Genomic DNA, 22,386 nt, shown 5'->3' with positions numbered 1-22,386 from the left:
GCTGTGGTAAGTACTCACGAGTAACTATCGGCTTCATTGCTGATGACTCCTCGGTCTATCGGTTTATTCCCTCCGCGTGTTTCTGCCGCATTCCACAGCCGTGTGTAGAAGCCTCCGCGAGTACGCAATCGATCGTGTGTGCCGACCTCGACGATACGTCCAGAGTCCACGACGACGATCATGTCTGCGCGCGCCGCAGTCGCCAGCCGGTGCGCAACGACGACAGAGGTCCGCTTGCGGAGCACGGCGTTGCTCGCCGTGAGAACTGTGCGCTCGGTTGCCGGGTCGAGCGTGGCTGTCGCCTCGTCGAGGAGCAACAGGTCGGGGTCGACCAATTCGGCTCTGGCCAGCGCGATCAGCTGTCTTTGGCCGGCGGACAAGCCTTGCCCGCGCTCGCCGACCGGCTGGTACATGCCACCGCGAAGTCCGGCGATGATGTCCAAAGCCCCGACCGCGCGGGCGGCGGATTCGATGTCGGCACGGCTCGCATCGGGGCGTCCGAAGGCGATGTTGCTCGCTACATCGCCGGTGAACAGATGCGCTTCCTGCGGTACGACTCCGAGTCGGCGACGGTATTCGGAGAGCCGATATCGACGCAGATCGGTGCCGCCGACACGTACCGAACCTGACGTCGGATCGTAGAAACGGGCCAGCAATTTGATGACCGTCGACTTGCCGGCGCCGGTTTGACCGACGAGTGCAACGGTGGTTCCCAGAGGTATTGTGAGATTGACCTCAGTGAGTGCGTCGGTCTCGGCGCCCGCGTAACGAAAGCTCACATTGTCGAGGTGAATATCACTGCGCAGCTGACCGCCCTGGATCGGCACGGTGTCGTTGTCCGAGCCGGCCTCGATGGAACTGGGCGTACGCAAAAGATCGCCGATCCGGCTCACACCCACCCTGGCCTGCTGGTAACCGTCGAAAACCTGGGAGAGCTGCTGGATCGGCCCGAAGAGCAGACCGAGGTAGAGCACGAACGCTACGAATGTGCCAGCCGAAGTCGAACCGGTCGCGACCTGATGGGCCCCGACGAAGACGACGAATGCCAATGCCACATCCGAGAGGAGTGTGATGAAAGGGAAAAATACCGAGATCGCTCGCTGAGAGCGCATTCGGCTCCGACGGTATCGATCGGCACGTTCGGCGAACCGCGTAGCGGCGAACTCTTCGCGACGATAGGCCTGTGCGGACCGAAGCCCGGCAACATTTTCCTGGAAGTCGGCGTTGACGGTCGAGATTCGCTCGCGGGATTGGGAGTACGCGACGGCGGAGACCTTACGGAAGATGATCGTCGCGAGTATCAGCGGTGGGACCACAGCGAGTGCGACGAGTCCGAGTGTGAGGTCGGTGAACAGGAGTGCGGCAGCGATGCCGATCACGGTGAGCAGTGAGACGACGGCGGTGGATGCACCGGTCTGGATGAACGACGACAGCGCGTCCACGTCGGTCGTCATCCGAGTCATGATGCGGCCGGAGAGTTCGCGTTCGTAGTAGTCCAAGCCGAGTCTCTGGATGTGCGCGTAGCTCTTGACCCGCAAGCCGAACAGCACTCGTTCTCCCGCCCGTGCGGTGATCGTGGTGGTCGCGGCGATGACGAACCATCCCACTGCTGCGAGTACGACGCCGAGTGCTGTCGCGGCCCACAATGCACCGGGATTCCCACGGCTGACTCCGCCGTCGACAGCAAAACGCACGATCGAAGGAAATGCAATCGCCGACAGTGAGTCGAGCGCCAGCAACACCACGACGGTCGCAAGGAGGAGTCGGACGGGTTTCAGTAGACGCGAGAGTCGAAACTGTGGGTCCGCGGCTCGTATCTCCTCATCGGAGGCATGCGGATCCTCGGTTGCCGGTGGTAACGCATCGACTGCGGCTTGCAGTTGCGGCGTCGATGCGACATGGCCGAGTGAGCCGGATGTCGGTCCGCCCCTGCCCGTCGGTGGGGCGGAGGTGAGCGTGCGGTGGGATACGGAATCGTCCGACTTTTCGAGTTCGGGCCACAGCATCGCCGGGGTCGGCTCGGCACTTCGCTCGCTGGTACCGGCTGGGGCGGGTATGCCTGGATGTCCTTCTCCGTCTGCGAGCAGCAGGCGGAACAGTGGGCAGCGCTCGTCCAGCTCGGCGACCGTCCCGGAGTCGATGATGCGGCCGTCGTCGAGTACTGCCACGCGGTCTGCCAGGGTCAGCGTAGAGCGCCGGTGCGCGAGTATCAGGGTTGTTCTCTCACGCCCAGCGCGAAGTGCATCGAATATCGCTGCCTCGGTGGTCGCATCGACTGCGGAAGTTGCATCGTCCAGGACGAGGATCCGCGGATCGGTCAAGAGCGCTCTGGCCAGTGCGATCCGTTGCCGCTGTCCACCGGACAGGGTGAGGCCGCGTTCGCCGACGACCGAGTCGTACCCGTCCGGCAAGGCGTCGATGAACGAGGCTGCTTCGGCCAGAGTTGCCGCGCGGGTGATGTCCTCGGCGGTGGCGTCGGGTCGGCCGAGGGCGATGTTGGCGGCAATGGTGTCCGAGAACAGAAACGGTTCGTCGAAGACGAGACCGACCGCGCCACGGAGTTGTTCGGCGCTGATGTCGGCTACGTCGAACCTCCTCCCGTGCGACGTCAGCGCAACCGAGCCGATTCGGGGGCTGTAGAAGCGGGGGAGCAGTAACGACAGTGCGGTCTTTCCTGAGCCTGCGTGCCCGACTATCGCGACGCTTTCTCCTGGCGCGACCGTCAGGTCGAACGATCGAAGCACGTCGCGTTCTTCCTCGAAGCCGAAGGTCACGGCAGAGAGGTCCACTCCCAGTGGCCCGTCGGGGAGGTGGGTGGGGTGCTCGGGTTCGGGGACCGATGGCTCGGTGTCGATGACCTCGTAGACACGCTCGACGGCGGCTCGTGAGAGTTGCGCCATGATGACGACGGAGGACAGCGTGCGGGTCACCGCCGACAGCGTCGCCACGTACGTCGCGAAGGCGAGAAAGGTGCCGATAGTGATGTGGCCGGTCATGGCGAGGTAGCCGCCGAGTGCGATGACACCGACGAGGCCCAGTTGCGGGATTGCCGCCATCGACGGGGTGAATCGTGAGTTGATTCCGGCCGAGCGCATTCGTTCGGCGAACAGCGACCGGCTCAGGTTCTCGAGCCGGTCGACCGCTCGGGCTTCCTGCCCGAAACCTTTGACGACGCGCACTCCGGTCACGGTTTCTTCGACGTGCTGGGCGAGGTCGGCCGCGCGTTGTTGCGCCGACCATGTTGCCGCATACAGGGTGGGCCGAATGCGATAGACGACGATCGATACTGCTGGAACGATCAACAGCGCTACGCCGGTCAACAGTGGCGACAGATACGCCATCACGGCGAGGGCGAGGACGAACTGCAGCAGGGCCCCAGCGGACAACGGCACCATCGCCAGCAACCCCTGAACGAGTTGGAGATCGGTGATGGTTCGCGAGACGACCTGCCCGGTTCTGATGTCGTCCTGGCGTCGGCCGTCCAGGCGTTGCAGCGACGCGAGTAGACCGAGTCTCAGATCGTGTTGGACGTCGATCGACAATCGCCCGGCCAGGAATCGTCGGCCGAACTGGCAGCCGAACCGAACGACGCCGAGTGCGCCGATGGCGACGGCGATGGCACCGATGGTGCCGCCCTCGCCTGCACTGGCGTCGTCGATCGCGACGCGTGTGAGCAACGGGAACGAGATATCGATGACGGCGGCGATCATGGTGACCGCCAACGCTCCCGCTGCAGTGCGGCGGTGAATCCAGCATTGAGCACCGAGACGGCGGATCCAGCCAGGGGATCTTCTCACCGATCGTTGGGCGCTACCGATAGTCGACATCACGGTCAAAGGTAGACCGCGCTACCGACACGGTTTTCAGCTGATATCGCGTTCCCTGGTCCGTAGCCAGCCGGCACCGGCAATGGCGAGACCCCACACGAGCAGGCCGAACGGTGCCACGGGCCAGGGCATGAAGAATTCGCTCTCGACCTCGCCCACACTGACCGTCGCGAGAGTGAGCGCCGACGGCGTTACCACCGAGATGTTGCCGAGGCCGATACCCGACACTATCGAGGTCGCAACGAGTTCGCCGATCGGATACCACGCGACGATGATGATCGCGGGCCAGGTGGGGGAACCCATCAGTAGTCCGAGACCCGCCCCGATCAAGGACCAGACGACAACGGCGAACAAACCCATGACGAGCATGCCGATCAGCGCGCCGGACAGTTCGAAAGGTTCGCTCGAGAACAGCAGCAGGCACACCAGGCTGACGATCTCGACCAGGAGGCCGTAGCCGAGTGCGAAGAGTGCGGTGACGCCCAACTTGGCAGCGATGACCCGGTCGCGGCTCGTCGAGGTCAGAAATGACGTGGTGATCGTGTCGTACCGGAATTCGGAGCCACCGTTCACCGCTCCGAACACCGCGACGAACATCATCGTGAACCCGAGGGCGACGTAGAGCCCCACGATGCCGAAGCCTCCCGACAGTTCGAACTCGTAGTCGGAGGTGGAGTTGGCAATCGACGCGGCGATCGCGCTGGCGCAGATGCCGACGAATACCGGTGGTATGGCCAGCGCCCACCAGAATTTGAGGGTTGTCACCTTGCGTATCTCGGAGGCCAGCAACGTAGTCATCGTCGACCTCCATCCCAGGAAGACGGGCCGGGGTGCGGAGTCCGGTGTTGCTGTTGCGGGCCGTAATCGACGGGAGGAACGTAACCAGTGGGCTGCGGATAACCCGGTGTAGGTCCGTACCCGGGTCGACCGATACTGCCTGCTGGCGTTGCGGTGTACTGCCCGGCAGTCATCGAAAGAAATACTTGCTCGAGGTCTACGTGCTCGTAGGAAGCACCGAAGACGGTCAACCCGGACTCCGACGCTATGCGCGTGACGGTGTCCGTGTCGCTACCGGCGACGCCGAGCCGTCCGTCGGGAAGCAGTTGTGCGTTCGTGATTCCGATGGATGCAAGTGCCAGGGCGAGTGCGGCCGGATCCGATACGGCAACGAGCGTTCGGCTCGGCCGCGAGGCACGAAGCTGATCGATCCCACCCTGATACATCAATGCACCGCCGCTGATGATCACCAGATTGTCGACCGTCGCCTCGACCTCGCGGAGTAGGTGGCTGGAGATGAGTACGGTCCTTCCCCCTGCCGCGTAGGACGTCAGAAAGTCGCGGAGCCAGGCGATTCCCTCGGGGTCGAGTCCGTTGGCAGGTTCGTCGAGCACCAGAATCTCGGGATCGCCCAGGAGCGCCGTCGCCAAGGCGAGTCGCTGACGCATTCCGAGGGAGAATCCGCCGACCTGACGGTTGGTCGCGTCCGCGAGGCCGACGAGTCGGAGAACGTCGTCGGCGCGGCCGTCGGGCACACCGATCGATGCGGTGAAGATGCGGAGGTGGCCGGCCGCGGTGCGCTTGGGATGCAGACTGCGTGAATCGAGTACGGCACCGACGGCGCGAGCCGGGTGGCTCAGGGCGGAGAACGGTGCACCGGCCACGAGGCCGACTCCGGCGCTCGGTTTCGTCAGGCCGAGCAGCATCCGCAGCGTCGTGGTCTTACCGGATCCGTTGGGGCCGAGAAATCCTGTGATGGATCCGCGTGGAACCACGAAGCTGAGGTCGGACACTGCGTGAATCGAGCCGAAGACCTTGGTGAGACCTTGCGCTTGCAGTGCGTGGACAGCGAAGCTGCTCGTCCCTGCGTAGCCGCCTGTCATGGATTCGATTCCCCCGGATCGTCGTACGTGAGCTACCCGAGACCGAGTGAACTTCCCGACCCCAGGTTCAGGTTACGACGTTTGCGAGCGCTCAGAGAAACGCGGCCGCAACCTCGCGATATACCTCCGACGGATCTGCCTTGTCCGGCAACGCATGCACGATGACGTGGGAGGCACCGGCGTCGATGTGTTGGCCGAGTCGCTGAGCGATCGCGGCCGCATCTCCATGGGCGACAAGGGCATCGATCAACCGGTCGCTGCCGCCGTCGCCGATCTCCTCTTTGGAGTATCCGAGGCGCTCGAGGTTGTTGGTGTAGTTCCTCAGGTGCAGGTACGGATTGTTCACCGGTGGACGCCCGATGTCTCGGGCCCGTTCGGGATCGGTGTCGAGGACGACCTTGTGCTCGGGGGCGAGGACCTTGTCCGGTCCCAGAATCGCCCGAGCCTCGGCTGTATGTTCGGGAGTCGTCAGATAGGGGTGGGCTCCTGCGGTGCGGTCTGCGGACAGCTTCAACACCTTCGGGCCCAATGCCGCGAGTACCCGACGCTCGATGGGGACCCCGCCCTCGTCGAGGGCATCGAGATAGTCGACCAGCGCCTCGTAAGGCTTCTGATATTCCTGCGTTGCCTCCGGGTGCCCCGCGCCGACACCGAGCAGGAATCGTCCCGGGTGTTTCTTCTCGATGCGGTGGAACGATTCTGCGACCTCCGGTGCGGCTGCGGACCAGATGTTGACGATTCCGGTCGCCACGACGATCGACTCGGTTGCATCGAGGACCTCCTCGGCCGAGGCCAGATCCGCAGGTGGGGAGCCGCCGAGCCAGATGGCGCCGTAGCCGGCTCCTTCGATCGTGTGGGCCAACTCGGGTGGGATCCCCGAATAGTGACGCCAGATGCCGATCGTGCCGAGTTCAGGTGTGACGGTGTTGGTCATGTTCATGACCAACACCGCTGCGCACGGCTGTAATTCCTGCGGACTTACTCGTCCGGTTCGATGATCCGGGTTTCCGGCCACGCGCGCGGTGCCGGTCCGAAAGCTTCGCGTGAATTCTTGATGACGCCCTTGCCGATCATGCGGTTGCCTGTTCCGCCGATCACCGCGCCGATTCCGGCAGGCAGAAGTTTGCCGAACAGCAGAGCGCTTCGTTTGGCGAAATACTTCGAGACGAACTTCTTGGCTAGCGACTTGTTCATGTTGGTCATCGCTCCACCCGGAATTCGAGTGGTGACGAGCGAGCCCCAATTGCGTGCGCTGGTCCCGACGGTCTTCTGCACGATCTGCATTCCCGATTCGCCCAGTGCGACCGACAGGACGAGCGCACGTCGCTGCTGGTGGTCGTGGACCGCTATACCGTGCACCGAGGCCACCGACAGCGTCAATAGTGCGGAAGATTCGATGAAGAATGCCGTCTCTGCACCGACGGCAGCAAGAGAAGCGACGGTCCCGATCGCCGGTACCGCTGCGGCGCCCCCTACTGCGCTTCCGCTTCCGGTCACTGCGAGCAGAAAGCGATTCTCCAGGCGCTCGATCAGCTGCGCGGGAGTGTCGTTCGGATGAGCTCGACGCATGTACCCGACATACTTCTCGACGGCGGGCCCCTGGATCCTGCTGCCGTGGTCGAGGATTTTCACGAGCGCCTGTTCGAGGCGACCGCCCTCCTTGATCGTCTCGACCTGATCCTTGTTCTTGTTCTTGCTCGCCATCCGCACTCCGATCGATGTGACTTATTTGTTATTCGGTCGTGGAGCGCTGGTACCCGTTCGCATTCGGTTCTACCCTGCAATGGTGACCGGTGTATCCGAGGGCGCGCGCGGAAGCCCGAGTGCTCGGTTGCGTCCGTTCGTTGCGTCCTACAGTGGATATCGACTGTCGGGTTACGAGCCCGGTGAGCATATCGGGATGCCGAGTCCGTATCTGACTGTGATCATCGCCATCGGACCCAAGCTCGAGATCGCGGATTCGCCGCGACAGGGTTCCTGCGCTTTCGAGACACTCGCAAGTGGCATCTCCGCCGAACCTGTCACCATCGCGCACGACGGCAACCAACACGGGATTCAGCTGTCGTTCACCCCTGCCGGTGCCCGCGCGCTGTTCGGGATCCCCACTGCTGCGCTCGGCGACTGGATGGTCGATCTCAGCGACGTCATGTCCGGCGCGGGCGAACTCCTCGATCGAGTCGCCGCGACCGAAGACTGGGATAGACGGTTCGACGTCGTCGACGAGATCTTGTCTCGCAATCTGGAAGAGCGGCCTATTGATCCGACACTCGCCGAGGCATGGCGGCAGTTGGTCGGGTCGGGTGGATCGGCACGGGTCGGTGAAGTGGCCCGGAACGTCGGATGGAGCCGAAGACATCTGACCAACAAGTTCACCGCAGAGTTCGGAGTCGCGCCGAAGGACTCGGCCCGTATTTCGCGGTTCTACCGCTCGCACCAGGCTCTGCGCCGGCCGTCGATACCTCTGTTGTCCGAAGTCGCTGCGGCCTGCGGCTATTACGACCAGGCGCATATGGCCCGCGAATGGCGCGAGTTCGCGGGCATGTCTCCGTCGCAATGGCGTCGGGTGGAGGAGTTCGCATTCGTCCAAGACCACGACGGCAGTCCGAGCGCAGGATGAGGTCTATGACCGAAACAACAATCTGGCCCACCCTTCGCTACGACGAAGCGCGTGCCGCCATCAGATACCTCGTCGACGTTCTCGGCTTCGTGGAGAAGGCCGTCTACGGCGAAGGCGACCGTGTCGACCATGCAGAACTGCTGTGGCCGACAGGAGGCGGCGTGATGCTCGGGAGCGTCCGCGAGGGTAGTGCTCTCGGCGGCCTCCCCCCGGGAGTCGGGTCCGTCTACATCGTCACCGACGAACCCGACGCGATTCACGACCGGGTCGTGTCCGCAGGTGGCAACGTCACCCAGGGACTACGAGACGAGGACTACGGCAGTCGAGGGTTCACTTGCCGCGACCCCGAGGGCGTCTACTGGAGTTTCGGGACCTACGCCGGAACCCAATGATCGGTCGGCACCACTTCGTCGGACTTGGGCGGCGAGGGGGCGGTGCCCTCGCCGAACGGGCGACCACCGAGTGATTCGCGTCCGTGCGGCTCCAGCCAGCCGTGCAGATTCGGGCCCTTGGGCACGATGCCCGTCGGGTTGATGTCGGTGTGCACGAGGTAGTAGTGCCGCTTGATGTGGTCGAAGTCGACGGTGTCGCCGAAGCCTGGTGTTTGGAACAGATCGCGCGCGTAATTCCACAGCACCGGGATCTCGCTGAGTTTGCTGCGGTTGCATTTGAAGTGGCCGTGGTAGACCGGATCGAACCGCACGAGCGTCGTGAACAGCCGGACGTCGGCTTCGGTGATGGTGTCGCCGACGAGATAGCGCTGGCCGCTCAGACGTCCGGCGAGCCAGTCGAGGGCGGTGAACAGTCGGTCGTATGCCTTGTCGTAGGCCTCTTGCGATCCGGCGAAACCGCAGCGGTACACACCGTTGTTGACCTCGGTGAACACGCGCTGGGCTACCTCGTCGATTTCGGCGCGCAGTGCCTCGGGATACAAATCCGGTGCGCCCGGGCGGTGGTACTGCTTCCATTCGGTGGACAAGTCGAGTGTGATCTGCGGGTAGTCGTTGGTGACGACTTCGCCGGTGGCGATCTCCACCATCGCGGGAACGGTGATGCCGCGCGGATAGTCGGGGAAGCGCGCGAAGTACGCCTCCTGCAAGCGCTCGATCTTCAGCATTGGATCGACGCCCCCGGGCTCCTCGTCGAAGTTCCAACTGCGAGGGTCGTGCGTCGGGCCGGGAATCGACAGCGACAGCACATCCTCGAGTCCGAGCAGACGACGAACGATGATCGATCGGTGCGCCCACGGGCAAGCCCTGGCGGCGACGAGTCGGTAGCGACCGGGCTCGACAGGGTAGCCGTCACGCTCGTCGGCGGTTATCCGCGTTTCGATGTAGTCGGTGTCCCTGTTGAATTCCTTGCCGGGTTCGACGTAGCTCATGGATTCAACGTTACGTAGATCCCAGCTCGACGGAGGTGAACACGCCCCATTCCTCGTAACCGAGGCGCGAACCGAGCCTTCGGGCTGTCCCGTTCTCGGCGCTTGTCTGCCACTGCGGGATCAGTCCCTCGTCTATCGCGTCGTTCGTCGCGAGCCGTGCCACGACCTGAGCGTTGCCGCGTCGGCGCGCGAGCGGTGCGGTCAGAACGCCTACGTCGGCGAGAATGCCTTCCCATTCGAGGTACGCCGCGCAGGACAGGGGCGCGGCCGACTCTGCCGGGCGATCGTCGGAGAGGAGAGTGAACCACGACCGCTTGAGTGTCAGATCTGCACTGAGCACGTCATCCGGCGCGCACAGGGCGTCCAGTGCGAGAACGTGCCCGAGGTCGTGGGAAATGAGTGGGTCGTGAAGATCGATGGTCGTGCCGATGTCGGCGGCATAGGACAAGACGATGGGTCCGCGACTGCGGCCGGACACCGAGGAATCCAGTAGCGAGAGAGTTCCACGCTCGGCCAGCTCGTCGTCGGATCGGTGTTCGGCGGCCTCCAACACCTGCTCCGGCCCCACCAGGGCACTCGCGTCCCCTAGGCGCAGGAACGTGACCTCGGTCGCATCGGGATCTACCTGCAGATATCGGATGCCGGGCTTCAGTGCCGCGTCGGGCAGCCGGAGGCGTCGGGACCAGGCAAGTCGGACAATGTCGTGATGATGGGAATCCACCGGGCCAAGGGTATCCGGGCCCGCCAAAAAATAAGTTTTCAGACTTTTTTCACCCCGGCGTATCGCAAATGCCAAATGAATGGCATGATCGGGCTTGAGATTGGAGCTTCGACGTGAGGGTCCAGCTCGCTACAGAAGGTTTACGGTATGACGCAGGGCAGTGTTAAGTGGTTCAACGGCGAAAAGGGCTTCGGCTTCATCGAGCAGGATGGTGGCGGACCTGACGTGTTCGTTCATTACTCCGAGATCCAGGGAACTGGCTTCAAGTCTCTCGACGAGGGTCAGCGCGTGGAGTTCGAGGTTGGACAGGGCCAGAAGGGCCCCCAGGCCACCGGCGTTCGCGCTATCTGATCCCCCTAAAGGATCGCCACCCGGAAATGCTGACGGCTTAAGCTGTCCGACTCCGAGTTTTCAAAGGCCGGATATCCGAAGAGAAATCTTCGAGTATCCGGCCTTTGTGCTGTGCGGCTTTACTTCAGGTGAGTGGGAGTGCGTCCCATCAGGACGTACTCCCACTCGCGTGCGCTACAACCCGAGATCGCGCCCGATCAGTTCCTTCATGATCTCGTTCGATCCGGCCCAGATCTTGGTGACACGTGCGTCCTTCCATGCGCGAGCCGCTCGGTATTCGTTCATGAACCCGTAGCCGCCGTGCAACTGCACGCAGTGATCGAGGATCTCGTTCTGCACCTGCGAACTCCACCACTTTGCTTTCGCAGCATCGATGGCGGTGAGCTCACCGGCACCGTGAGCGACGATGCAGTTGTCGATAAATGCCTGCGCCACATCGAGTTTCGTGGTCAGCTCGGCGAGGAGAAACTTGTTCCACTGAAGCGAACCGATCTGCTGGCCGAAGGCCTTGCGGTCCTTGGCGTACTGCAGTGTCTCTTCGAGGATCGGCCGTGTGTGCCCAAGATTGGCAACCGAGCAGCTGATGCGCTCCTGGGGGAGCAGCTGCATCATATGGATGAACCCTCCGTCGAATTCGCCGATCATGTTGCTCACGGGCACGCGAACATTTTCGAAGAAAAGTTCGGCGGTGTCGGACTCTGGCTGGCCCACCTTGTCGAGCTTGCGTCCCCGGGAAAATCCCACCGCGTCCTTCTCGACGGCGAACAAGGTGATGCCCTTCGCCTTTTTTTCAGGCGTGGTGCGGGTGGCGACGATGACAAGATCGGCGCTGTTCCCGTTGGTGATGAACGTCTTGGATCCGTTGATGATGAAGTCGTCGCCGTCCCTGACTGCGGTGGTCTTCAACGCGGCGAGGTCGGAGCCTCCGGAAGGTTCGGTCATCGCGATCGCGGTGAGCAACTCGCCGGTGCAGAACTTCGGAAGCCACCGCTGCTTCTGCTCCTCGGTCGTCAGTTTGACCAAATACGGTGCAACGATGTCGACGTGAATTCCGAAGCACGACGCCACTGCCGCGCTCGAGCGGGAGAGCTCCTCACCGAGGACGGCGTTGAAGCGGTAGTCCTCGGCGCCGCTACCACCGTATTCTTCTGGAACCTCGAGTCCCAGGAACCCGTTTCGGCCGGCTTCGAGCCAGATGTCGCGGTCGATGAAGCGCTGTTCGATCAGCTTCTCTTCACGCGGGGTGATGGTGCGGGTGACGAACTCGCGGACCGATTCGCGGAACGCGTCGTGGTCCGCGTCGAACAAACTGCGCTTCATGTATTCCTCCAAGTAAGGGCTCTCTTGGAAAATGTACCCGTTGGTAACTTCCGCTCGTGTCGCGATGTGGCACGCTGAACCACATGGCTGACCACCCCACTTCGCTAGTTCGATACTCCACCGACGCCGGCGCCGAGGTTGCCGTCCTGACTTTCGATCACGGACCGCTCAATCTGTTCGATCAGGCGATGTTCGACGCCGTCGCCGCTGATGTAGCTGATCTGACAGCACGCCCGCCGCGCGCGGTGCTGCTGCGCGCGGCGGGCAAGGTCAATTCCGCAGGGGTGGATGTGAAGGTCTTCGAGGGCCTCACCGCGCAGCAGGGTGCAGAGATGTGGCGTCAGCTTTTCGCTGACATCGCCCACCCGCTCGAGGCACTCCCGTGTCCGGTCGTCTACGCCGCTCACGGTCTGACCCTGACCGCTGCATTCGAGATTTCCCTCGCCTGCGACATCATTCTCGCCGGACCGAAGGCAAGATTCGGCCTCGTCGAAACCGTCGTCGGGCTGACTCCGTCGATGGGCGGCCCGCAGCGCTTGGCCGAACGGGCGGGTTCGGGTCGCGCTCGCGAGCTCGTCATGACCGGAGATCTGTACGATGCCGAGACGATGCGCGAGTGGGGCGTCGTCAACGCCGTCCACCCCGATGTCGACGCGGCTGCTCGTTCCCTGGTCGAGCGGTTGGCCGCCGGGCCGACGGTGGCTCACGCTGCCACGAAAAAGATTGTGGCAGCGTGGCGTTCGGGTGGTGTCGCGCATGCTGACGAGATCACGTCCGAGGCGTCGGGGGCGTTGTTCGAGTCGGATGATCTACGCGGTGCGGTGAAGAGTTTTCTGGAGAACGGTCCTGGTAAGGCGATTTATTCGGGCAAGTAGTGTGGGGCGGATGAGTTTGCCTCTCGCTGAATTGCACATGCACATCGAGGGTTCGTTGGAGCCTGGTCAGATTTTCCAGTTCGCGGAGCGTAACGGTATTCGGTTGCCGTATGCGGATATCGACGAGTTGCGTGGGTTGTACGAGTTCACGGATCTGCAGTCGTTTCTCGATCTTTATTATGCGAATACTTCGGTGTTGCGTACTGCGGAGGATTTTGCCGATCTGGCGCGGGCGTATTTTGCGCGTGCCAAGGTTGCGGGCATCACGCATGCGGAGGTCTTTTTCGATCCTCAGGCACACACCGGTAGGGGTGTTGCGTTGGAGGCGGTGGTGGAGGGTTTGGCCGATGCTGCGGCGTCGAGCGAGCGGGAGTTCGGTGTCACGAGCGGTTTGATTGCGTCGATTCTGCGGGACAAGCCGGTTCTGCATGCCAACAAGTTGCTCGAGGATTTGCTGGCGATGAAGGCGCCGATCATCGGCCTCGGTCTCGATTCGGCGGAGGTGGGTTTTCCGCCTTCGTTGTTCGTGGATGTGTTCGCGCGTGCGCGGGCGGAAGGCTTGCATGTGGTTGCTCATGCGGGGGAGGAAGGCCCGGCCGAGTACATCTGGCAAGCGCTGGATTTGCTGGGTGCCGAACGTATCGATCATGGGGTCCGCTGCCTGGAAGACGAGGCGTTGGTGAATCGTCTTGTCGAAGAAGAAATTCCATTGACTGTCTGTCCGTTTTCGAATGTTCGGCTCAAGGTCGTCGATACGCTTGCCGATCATCCGATTCGTCAGATGATCGAGCGGGGACTCGTGGTCACCGTGAATTCGGATGATCCGGCTTACTTCGGCGGCTATGTAGACGACAACTTCGCTGCCCTGACCGACCAGGTCGGTCTGACCGAACGCGAGCGAGAGATTTTGTACGACAACTCGATTCGCGCGTCGTTCAGCTGACGGACACCGAAATCTGCGGGTATCCGGTTGCGCCGTCGGGCACGGTGTCGGCGGTCATGGAGGTTTGGATGTCACCGTTCGCGTCGCTGGCTCGTGCACGAATGATGTGATTGCCCGGTGGCGCGTCCCATTCGAGGACCCATTGCCGCCAGGTGTCTTTCGAATATTCCTCGGACAGTGTCGCGGGCATCCAGTTGCCTTCGTCGATCTGGACGTCGACCCCGGAAATTCCGAGGTGCTGATGCCAGGCGACGCCGGCGATCATGGTCTTTCCTGCCGGGACGGTTCCGCCGGAGCGAGGCGTGTCGATGCGTGAGGCGGTTTTGATCGGTCCGAGTTCGCCCCATCCTCGATCGGTCCAGTATGCGGTGACCTTGTCGAATCGGGTCACCTCGAGGTCGGTGACCCATTTGGTGGCGGAGACGTAGCCGTAGAGTCCGGGCACCACCAGTCTGGCTGGATAGCCATGGCGGACGGGTAGTGGTTGGCCGTTCATACCGACTGCGAGCAGGGCATCGCGTCCGTCGAGCAGCACCTCCAGTGGGGTTCCTGCGGTGAACGCGTCGTGGCTCGACGAGAGAACCATGTCAGCGCCGTCTTGGATCCCGGCTTCTTCGAGAAGATCTTTCAGCGGGTAACCGATCCAGGTGGCATTACCGACCAGTTCGCCGCCGACGACGTTGGAGACGCAGGTCAGGGTCACGGTCTTTTCGACGGCTTCGCGTTGCATCAGATCCTCGAAGGTGATCTCGAGTTCTCGTTCAACCATGCCGTGGATACGGAGTTTCCAGGTGTCCGATGGCACTTGCGGTAGCACCAGTGCGGTGTCGATTCGGTAGAAGTCCTCGTTCGGGGTGATGTATGAGGCCAGGCCGTCGATGTTCATCGTCGTGTTCAGATCGGCGCCGGGCGGGATCGGGGCCTGTGGTTTCGGGGTCGGAAGCAGAAATGCGAGGCGGTTGGCCGTGACGCTACGGGCTTGACCGATCATCCGTCCGGCGGTTCCGGCAACTACTGCGACAGCCCCCGCAGCAACGGCAAGGCCGAGGAAACTCCGCCTGCTCATGCCTTGTGCCGGTTCGGGTGCTTCGGCGGCACGGATCAGCGCGTTCAGCACCACGATCCCGACGGCGACTCCCGCGACGGTCGGGATAGCGTCGAGCAGGGTGCTTCCGCTGCGAGTCAGCGCTGCAATCACCCCGACGGCGCCGAGTCCAGCGAACAGCACGGCGCCGCGTGGAGCGCGCATCATGCCCGCGACGGCTGCGAGCGCGGCGATGATCAGCGACATGCCGACGAAGAGCGCCGTTTTGTCCGAGGTGCCGAAGGTATCGATCGCCCATTCGCGGACTGCTTCGGGGGTGTTGTCGACCACCGCCGAGCCCACGGCATAGAACGGAGAGGAGTTCGGCCCGAAGGGAACCGAGACGAGTTCGCCGACGCCGAGAATCACTCCTGCCGCGAGGAGACCAGATAGTGCACGCTTCAACATCACTCCACGATAAGCGGTGCTCTCGCCGGGCCTTGGATTCCGGTCTGGGTCTACTTGCGTAACCGCTGCTGAAGGTACTCGTTGTCGAACAACCTGTCCGGATCGAACTTGTCACGGATGTCGCAGAAGTCGTCGAAGTGCTCGTACGTTCCGGCGAACTCTTCGGTCCGAAGCGAGTTCAGCTTTCCCCAGTGCGGCCTGCCGCCGACGCTGCGCGCAATCGCTTCGACCGCGTCGAAGTATTCGCGGTGGTCCATGCGGTGATACTGATGGACGGCGATGTAGGCGGTGTCTCGGCCGTAGGCTGTCGAGAGCCAGATGTCGTCCCCCGCTGCGAACCGGACCTCTACGGGAAACGCGACCGTGACGGTAGAAGACTCCAGCCATCGATTGATTTCGCGCAACACATAGGTCGTCGATTCTGCCGGTATCGCATACTCCATTTCGCGGAACCTGACGGTGCGAGAGGACGCGAATACGCGATAGCTACGGTCGGTGAACTCGCGAGAAGACAGTGCCCGCGCAGAGAACTTGTTGACGCGCGGAGTCGCACGGGGGAACCTGGTCACTGCTCGATTGACGACCTCGAAGACCGTGTTGGACAACAACTCGTCGTCGATGTATGCCCTCACCGATCCGAGTGGGGACAGTGGCGTGTCTGCCGGTAGCCGCGTGTTTCGCTTGGTCAGCACCCGATCGGTGTGCGGAAACCAATAGAACTCGAAGTGGTCGACGCCGGAGACGGTCTCGTCCAGGTGCGCAAGCGTTCCGTCGAGCGTCGCGGGTGCCTCGACGGCGTGCAGCGCAAAGGCGGGCTCGCAGGTCAACGTCACCTTCGTGATGATGCCGAGCGCACCGAGCCCGACACGGGCAGCGTCGAAGAGGTCTGTATCGAAGGTCGCCGAACAGTTGATCAGCTGCCCGTCGGCGGTGAGAATCTCGAGCGCGCGAACCTGTGTGGCGATGCCACCGAACCGTGCGCCGGTACCGTGGGTACCCGTCGAGATTGCTCCCGCCACGGATTGAGAGTCGATGTCGCCGAGATTGGTCATCGCCAATCCGAGGTCCCACAGACGAGCCGTCAGCTCCCTCAATCGTGTGCCGGCGAGCACGGTCACCGAGGTGGAGCCATCGGCTTCGGGGACAACAGATTCGATTCCGTACAGCATGTCGAGACTGACCTGCACTCCATCGGTCACGGCAATCGAGCTGAAAGAATGGCCGGCACCGACGCATTTGACGCGAAGGCCACTCTCGGCCGCCCGCAGGACCACCGACCTGAGCTCGTCGATCGTTCGCGGCGTGAGGTAGTCCGCCGGATGTGCGGTCTGATTCCCTGCCCAATTCTTCCATGTATGCCCCGTCATGGCATAACTATGGATCGCACGTCCGACACGGTCAATTTTTCCGACGTATCGCTCTGTCTGGGCCTACTATCGTGGGCATGCAGACCCAGTTGTCGGCAGATTCGCGCCGTGCGCACTTGGTGGTATCTGCGGTGCAACGAGCCGAGCACGTCGGCATCGAGGGCTTGACCGTTCGCGGTGTCGCCGATGAAGCGGGCGTCACCCAGGCCGCTGTCTATTACTGCTTCGAATCGAAAGAAGCGCTCGTCATTGCCATGGGGGAACGGTTGCTCACCGATGTGACCGGGGCGTTGCACGGTGCATTCGAACGAGCGGTGAATGCACGCGAACTCACCGGTGTCCGCGGACTTCGCGAACTGGTGCACAGCGGCCTGAGCGGTATGTGGCCGTTCATCGAGCAGTCCGCGGACCGGCAACTGCTGTCCTACGAGATCAAGACGTACCTCTTGCGCCACCGCGCACTCGGTTCGCAACAGGCAGCCCAGATCGCCACCGGTCAGTACCGCATCCGCGACACCGAAGCCCTGGACTTCTTCGAGCGCTGCGCCGCTCATACCGGTATCCGATGGCTGGAGCCACCCGACGCGGTGGCACGGTTCGGCATGGCCGTCGTCGACGGTATGGTCCTGCGTTGGTTGGTGGACCGAGACGAGATAGCAGTCATCGCGCAGCTCGATGACCTATCCGGTCTGATAGCAGCCAAGGCCGCCGATCTGTGACGGTCGCTGGGACATACAGTGCTCCTGATGCTTGACTGAACGCCCCTGCAGTATCGATCGGACGGTATCCATCAGGCAGTAGCGAGTAGACGAAAGGAAGCCAGGCTCAGTGACGTCACTTCTCGGTCGGATCACCCATGACTTGGCCACACGCGATAAGGCCACACCTGACGCGGCCCTCGACCGTATCGCTTCGGCCACCAAGGACCTGGAACCACCTTTCGCTGCCGTGGACTCGGTTGCATTGGACTTCAACGCGTCCGAGTTGATACGGCGCAGCAATGCACTACCGGTTCGGGTCGCCAGCAAGTCGGTGCGATCGCGAGCGATACTCGGCCGAGTCCTCGGAAGGGATCGGGTTGCCGAATCCACGGCTGGGTCGAATGCGGCTCCCGGGCAAGGGTTTCAGGGAATCATGGCGTACTCGACGGCGGAAGCGCTGTGGCTCGCAGGCACCGGTGATCAGCACGGAACCGATGGCGTCGAGGACATCCTCATGGGATATCCGAGCGTCGATACCCAATCACTCGCCGCGATCACCCGTGATCCGGTGATGTCTGCACGTATCACCCTCATGGTCGACGACGTCGCACATCTCGACATCATTCGGGCCGCAGCAGGTTCCGATCGACTCGCCCCACGCATCTGTATCGATGTCGATGCTTCGCTGCGGATCGGTCCCGCCCATATCGGGGTGAGGCGTTCGCCGCTACGTGAGCCGGCGCAGGTCGCCGAATTCGCACGCATCGCGCAGGCACGAGGCTTCCACGTCGTCGGAGTGATGTTCTACGAAGCCCAGATCGCGGGGTTGCCGGACTCGAACCCGGCTGTCGAGCTGATCAAGCGACTATCGGCATCGGAGCTTCTGGTGCGGCGCCAGGCAGTGGTCAGCGCAGTGACCGACGTTGTCGGGCCATTGGAAATCGTCAATGGTGGTGGCACCGGTTCACTCGAGGTGACCTCTGCGGACCCCGTCGTCACCGAGGTCTCCGCCGGATCGGGGCTTTTCCTGCCCGCTCTGTTCGACCGCTACAAGGCTTTTCCGTCGAATCCGGCCTTGTATTTCGCGTTGCCGGTTCTCCGCAAGCCCACCGCGTCGATCGCGACGGCTTTCGGCGGCGGGTACATCGCCTCGGGTCCGGTGTCGGCTACGAGAGTGCCGTTGCCCGTTGGGTTCTCGAACGCGGTGCGCGGTGTGACACGCGGCGGATTGAAGCTGATCCGAAACGAAGGTGCAGGAGAGGTTCAGACGCCGCTGCGTGGTGCCGAATCGGTCGCGATCGGTGACCGAATTTGGTTCCGTCACGCCAAGGCAGGTGAAGTGTGCGAGCGGTTCGACACGCTGTACGTCATCGACGCAGACGGTGGACGGACGGCGGTTCCGACCTACCGAGGAGAGTCGAAGAACTTCGGCTAGTCACGCCCGCTATTGCCCTGCCCGCTGTTACGCCTGCCCGCGGTTGCTCAGTGCCATGAAGGTTCCCAATGTGACGAGCCCGTCGGGGGTTGTGGGGAGGTGCTGAGTGAGGCTGCGGGACCGGATGAGAAATGCGGCCCACTGGCCACGCGAGATTGCCACGTTCAGTCTGTTGCGTGAGAGCAGAAATCCCATTCCGCGGGGGACGTCGTCGACGGAGGAGGCCGCCATCGAGACGAGGACCACCGGAGCCTGACGGCCCTGAATTTTGTCGACGGTTCCCACCAGAACCTCGTCGAGGCCGACCTCTGCGAGATGGGCGAGGATGACAGCGACCTGCGCGTTGTATGCGGCGACAACGAGAAAGTCGGATGCAGCGAGCGCTCGGGTCCCCTCGAACGAGCCAGGGTCCGTCCACTCGCTGCCGATCAGTCCCTGAATGCGAGTGATGATCTCAGCAGCTTCTTCCGGCGAGCCCGTCGAGTTCCCGTCATGATCGACGAGGACGGTGTGCAGGCCGGGGGCGAGTCCGTCGAGGTTTCTTGCCTCGGTCACCTCGCGGTTCGACTCGAGGCGCCCCTCGTACGCTAGTGCCGACACCGGCGCGCACAGCGCGGGGTGCATACGCCACGTGGTGGCCAGGAAGTAACCGCGATCGGCAGGAAGGGCGCCGTGTCCGGCAGCGAGCCAGCCGAGCGCCGATCGGTCGACGGGTTCGGGGTGGGTCCCCTGGCTTACCTGGGGTAGTTGTTGCGGATCGCCCAGCAGCAACAGATTTCGAGCTGCACCGGCGACGGCGATGGTATTGGCAAGTGAGAATTGGCCGGCCTCGTCGATCACGAGGAGATCGAGCGACCCAGGCACTACACGGGTGGAATGCGAGAAGTCCCACGCCGTCCCGCCGATGACGCAGCCGCGATCTGCGTCGGCGACGAAGCCGGGGTACTCGGTTTCCTTCAGCACGGTCTGGTCGGTCGGTGCTTTCTTGCCGACGGACCGGGCATCGACTCCTGCCTGAACGACGGTGGCGAGGAGATTGTCGACCACCATGTGTGATTGTCCGACAACTCCGATGCGCCAATGATGCTCGCGCACAAGGTGGGCTATCACCCTGGACGCGGTGTAGGTTTTTCCGGTTCCGGGCGGGCCTTGAACTGCAAGGTACGAGTGGTCGAGGTCGAGAAGCGCTGCAGTGATGGCCGAGGCATAGTCGTTGCCGTCTACGGGTGGAAGCGAATTGCCCGATGTGGTTCGAGGTGGCGACAGAGTCATCAGGTCTGCTACGGCGGTCAGTGGCAGATTGGGAAGCGTGTCGTCGACCTCGGTGGCGGCGGTCTCGATCGCGGTCTCGAGGCTTGCGGTGGGTACGGGTCGGTCCGGAGCTGTCGCGATCGGAGGGTCGAAATACGGCTCGGTGCCCGCTCGCAGCGATTCCTCGACGATGACGGCATCTCGGGTGCCGTCGAACCCGACGTCGACGATCTTCGCCATGGACGAACCACGATGGATCGGGTGCAGCTTGTCCAACCCCTCGGGTGACGGATTGTCGTACAGCAATCTGACCGTATGGCCCACTCCGCCGATGAGGCCATTGGACAGTTCACCGACGAGTTTCAGTTTTCTACGTAGAACTCGTTGGCGTGGCGCGGTTTTCATCCAATCGTGGAGAACCTCCACGTGATCGATCTTCATGACGTCGGCGGCGTCGGCCCACTCGTCGACAGGGTCGGTCAGTCGGTCGAAGTGTGCCCACCAGAAAGGCTTGCGTTCGCGTCGGTGGAAGCCGACGGCGCCCGCGTACATGGCAACAGCCTGCTGAGCAGGCGTTCGATTCCAGGGCAGGCCTGCGTACTGGCCGAGTGAGATTTCGAGTGGGGTTGCAGTGTCTTCCCTTTCGACGACCGGTTCGCTCGGCTTGCGGGGGGTTACCCCGGCGTCGAATGCCCTGGCGAGAAGCCAATTTCGGAGCTCGATCGTCGAGACACAGTCCGTCCGGTTGTACTCGGCGATCTCGTTCAGCAGTTCCGCCGCCGCTGTATCCTCGCCTGCATCGCGGAACTCGCACCAGTGTGCGTACTCGACGATCGATGCCGCCGCATTCGTGACGTCTCCCGATCTGTCCTCGGGCATGTACAGCGGTTCGAGCTTCTTGATGCTGTAGGACCTGGCACCGATGCGGACCGACTTGCGGACGATCGGATACAGATCCACGAGGACCTCGTGCCGCAGCAGGTCGTCGACGACATCCTCGCCGACGCCGTACCGGCCGGCCAGCCGAAGTAGCGCTGTCTTCTCGTACGGGGCGTAGTGGTAGACGTGCATGTTCGGGTACTCGACGCGTCGGGCCGTGACGTAGGCGAGAAAATCGATCAGAGCCTGACGTTCCTGGTTGCGATCGTGTGCCCAGAACGGCTCGAACGACAAATCCGTGTTCAGAACACCGAAGAGGTACTCCAGACCCCAGTCATTCGGATGTGCTGGATCGGCCCAGAGCGGGTCGCCTTCGAAGTCGAAGAAGATGTCACCGGGGTCCGGTTCTGGGATCGAACCGAGACCCTGAGCGTCGAAGATGTCGAATTCGGCGGCGCCGGTGCGCTCCTGACGCACCTGCAGTGCGGCCTGTGCCCGCAGACTTGTCGATGTTCTGTCCGACATGCCGTCCACTGGATCGGCCGAGGCCGCAAGCTCTTCGATCGTCGAGATGCCTGCGTCGATCAGTCGCTCACGCGCCGAACTGCGCATACCCGCAACAAGAATCAGGTCTCGGTGTTCCTCGACCTGCACCGAGCAGGTATCGCACCGGCCGCACGCGGAATATTTCGGATCTGCCCACCCGACGGCGGTCCCCTCCGCCTGATGTTCGTCGAGTATGCGTTGGAGGTTCTCGCGGGCCTGCCGATAGACGGCGAGTATTTCGGTGAGGGTGTGGCTCGAAGTGCTGCCGTCGCCGAGCATCAGATGCACGTGATCGGACGGCAAAATTCCACCGCGCTGCAGTGAGTCTGCGTACGCCGCCAACTGAAGTAGTGCAGGAACCTTTGCATGACGAGACAATTTGGTGTCGTAGACGCCGTAGCGGTCCCCGTCGGCAACCAGGAAGTCGCAGAATCCGAGGAATCGGCCGTCGAAGAAGGTTGCCTGATAGAGCACTGGGGTGCGGGAGGTCAACGCTGTGAACGTCGACCAGTCGGCGTCGGCGAGTTCTTGCCGGGTGCGGCCGGGCCTTTCCATCGTCAGCACTCCGCCCGGGAACTGTTCTTCGAACCTTGCCAACTGCGTGCGCTCGTGTGCCAGGCCGAGTGCTGATGTTCGCTCCAGCATCGGGTCGGGTTCGGCGGCAATACGCGGCACGAGCCCGTTCAAGCCGTCGAGTTTTCGTAGCAGACCGAACTCGCAGGACGCGGCCGCCGCGAGATCGCTGGCGCTGTAAATTACCTGATCGTCCAAGAGGAACACGCGCATAACTGTAGGGGAAT

18 protein-coding genes are annotated in these 22,386 nt (G+C 62.7%); 7 read left to right on the top strand and 11 right to left on the bottom strand.

Annotated features, from left to right (window positions below):
- Positions 1-14 precede the first annotated feature (14 nt).
- From QMK32_RS00230 to QMK32_RS00210, 5 genes are all read right to left on the bottom strand, one after another.
- A complete protein-coding gene (locus tag QMK32_RS00230; RefSeq protein WP_283472295.1) occupies positions 15-3,827 on the bottom strand; it encodes an ABC transporter ATP-binding protein in 3,813 nt (1,270 codons plus the stop codon).
- A gap of 36 nt (positions 3,828-3,863) precedes the next feature.
- Positions 3,864-4,625 (bottom strand): ABC transporter permease, encoded by a 762-nt coding sequence (locus QMK32_RS00225; RefSeq protein WP_283472294.1) that lies wholly within the window; start codon positions 4,623-4,625, stop codon positions 3,864-3,866.
- Positions 4,622-5,707 (bottom strand): ABC transporter ATP-binding protein, encoded by a 1,086-nt coding sequence (locus tag QMK32_RS00220; RefSeq protein WP_283472292.1) that lies wholly within the window; start codon positions 5,705-5,707, stop codon positions 4,622-4,624. The genes QMK32_RS00225 and QMK32_RS00220 overlap by 4 nt, the downstream gene beginning before the upstream one ends.
- Positions 5,708-5,798: 91 nt before the next feature.
- Positions 5,799-6,647, bottom strand: a complete 849-nt coding sequence (locus QMK32_RS00215) for an LLM class F420-dependent oxidoreductase (protein WP_502943492.1) — start codon at positions 6,645-6,647, stop codon at positions 5,799-5,801.
- A 38-nt stretch (positions 6,648-6,685) separates the two neighbouring features.
- The gene (locus QMK32_RS00210; protein ID WP_283472291.1) at positions 6,686-7,411 is read right to left on the bottom strand and encodes a hypothetical protein; all 726 of its coding nucleotides are present in this window, start codon (positions 7,409-7,411) and stop codon (positions 6,686-6,688) included.
- Between the two features lie 79 nt (positions 7,412-7,490).
- Between QMK32_RS00210 and QMK32_RS00205 the strand changes: the two genes are divergently transcribed.
- Both QMK32_RS00205 and QMK32_RS00200 read left to right on the top strand, forming a co-directional pair.
- On the top strand, positions 7,491-8,324 hold the full coding sequence (locus tag QMK32_RS00205) for a helix-turn-helix domain-containing protein (protein WP_502943517.1): 834 nt from the start codon (positions 7,491-7,493) through the stop codon (positions 8,322-8,324).
- A complete protein-coding gene (locus tag QMK32_RS00200) occupies positions 8,321-8,716 on the top strand; it encodes a VOC family protein (protein ID WP_283472288.1) in 396 nt (131 codons plus the stop codon). The genes QMK32_RS00205 and QMK32_RS00200 overlap by 4 nt, the downstream gene beginning before the upstream one ends.
- On the opposite strand, the gene QMK32_RS00195 is transcribed toward QMK32_RS00200, so the two are convergent.
- A complete protein-coding gene (locus QMK32_RS00195; protein WP_283472287.1) occupies positions 8,698-9,705 on the bottom strand; it encodes a glutathione S-transferase family protein in 1,008 nt (335 codons plus the stop codon). The genes QMK32_RS00200 and QMK32_RS00195 overlap by 19 nt on opposite strands.
- 10 nt (positions 9,706-9,715) lie before the next feature.
- Positions 9,716-10,426 carry a GNAT family N-acetyltransferase gene (locus QMK32_RS00190; RefSeq protein WP_283472286.1) on the bottom strand — a complete coding sequence of 237 codons (711 nt, stop codon included), beginning with the start codon at positions 10,424-10,426 and terminating at the stop codon, positions 9,716-9,718.
- 147 nt (positions 10,427-10,573) lie between these two features.
- On the opposite strand from QMK32_RS00190, the gene QMK32_RS00185 reads away from it, so the two are divergent.
- On the top strand, positions 10,574-10,777 hold the full coding sequence (locus QMK32_RS00185) for a cold-shock protein (RefSeq protein ID WP_068369974.1): 204 nt from the start codon (positions 10,574-10,576) through the stop codon (positions 10,775-10,777).
- 174 nt (positions 10,778-10,951) lie between these two features.
- Here the strand turns inward: QMK32_RS00185 and QMK32_RS00180 are convergent, their stop codons facing one another.
- Positions 10,952-12,097 (bottom strand): acyl-CoA dehydrogenase family protein, encoded by a 1,146-nt coding sequence (locus QMK32_RS00180; RefSeq protein WP_283472280.1) that lies wholly within the window; start codon positions 12,095-12,097, stop codon positions 10,952-10,954.
- Positions 12,098-12,180: 83 nt separating this feature from the next.
- Here QMK32_RS00180 and QMK32_RS00175 point away from each other — a divergent pair, with 83 nt between their 5' ends.
- A complete protein-coding gene (locus tag QMK32_RS00175) occupies positions 12,181-12,972 on the top strand; it encodes an enoyl-CoA hydratase/isomerase family protein (protein WP_283472279.1) in 792 nt (263 codons plus the stop codon).
- A gap of 10 nt (positions 12,973-12,982) precedes the next feature.
- Entirely contained in the window at positions 12,983-13,915 is a 933-nt protein-coding gene (locus QMK32_RS00170; protein WP_283472278.1) for an adenosine deaminase, read from the top strand.
- Here QMK32_RS00170 and QMK32_RS00165 read toward each other — a convergent pair.
- A complete protein-coding gene (locus QMK32_RS00165) occupies positions 13,908-15,407 on the bottom strand; it encodes a molybdopterin-dependent oxidoreductase (protein WP_283472277.1) in 1,500 nt (499 codons plus the stop codon). The genes QMK32_RS00170 and QMK32_RS00165 overlap by 8 nt on opposite strands.
- Before the next feature lie 50 nt (positions 15,408-15,457).
- Complete coding sequence (locus QMK32_RS00160) at positions 15,458-16,774, bottom strand: D-arabinono-1,4-lactone oxidase (RefSeq protein ID WP_283472275.1); 1,317 nt, start codon at positions 16,772-16,774, stop codon at positions 15,458-15,460.
- 77 nt (positions 16,775-16,851) lie between these two features.
- On the opposite strand from QMK32_RS00160, the gene QMK32_RS00155 reads away from it, so the two are divergent.
- Together QMK32_RS00155 and QMK32_RS00150 are read left to right on the top strand one after the other, a co-directional pair.
- Positions 16,852-17,493: a TetR/AcrR family transcriptional regulator gene (locus QMK32_RS00155; protein ID WP_283472274.1), complete on the top strand. Its 642-nt coding sequence runs from the start codon at positions 16,852-16,854 to the stop codon at positions 17,491-17,493.
- A 142-nt stretch (positions 17,494-17,635) separates the two neighbouring features.
- A complete protein-coding gene (locus tag QMK32_RS00150) occupies positions 17,636-18,910 on the top strand; it encodes a type III PLP-dependent enzyme domain-containing protein (protein WP_283473123.1) in 1,275 nt (424 codons plus the stop codon).
- A 27-nt stretch (positions 18,911-18,937) separates the two neighbouring features.
- On the opposite strand, the gene QMK32_RS00145 is transcribed toward QMK32_RS00150, so the two are convergent.
- Positions 18,938-22,366: a TM0106 family RecB-like putative nuclease gene (locus QMK32_RS00145; RefSeq protein ID WP_283472273.1), complete on the bottom strand. Its 3,429-nt coding sequence runs from the start codon at positions 22,364-22,366 to the stop codon at positions 18,938-18,940.
- Positions 22,367-22,386: the final 20 nt, after the last annotated feature.

It is taken from the genome of Rhodococcus sp. H29-C3, assembly GCF_030063405.1.
Classification (GTDB): Bacteria; Actinomycetota; Actinomycetes; order Mycobacteriales; family Mycobacteriaceae; genus Rhodococcoides.
The sequence above is the reverse complement of the archived record's forward strand: the minus strand, read 5'-3'. Positions and strand labels throughout refer to the sequence as shown.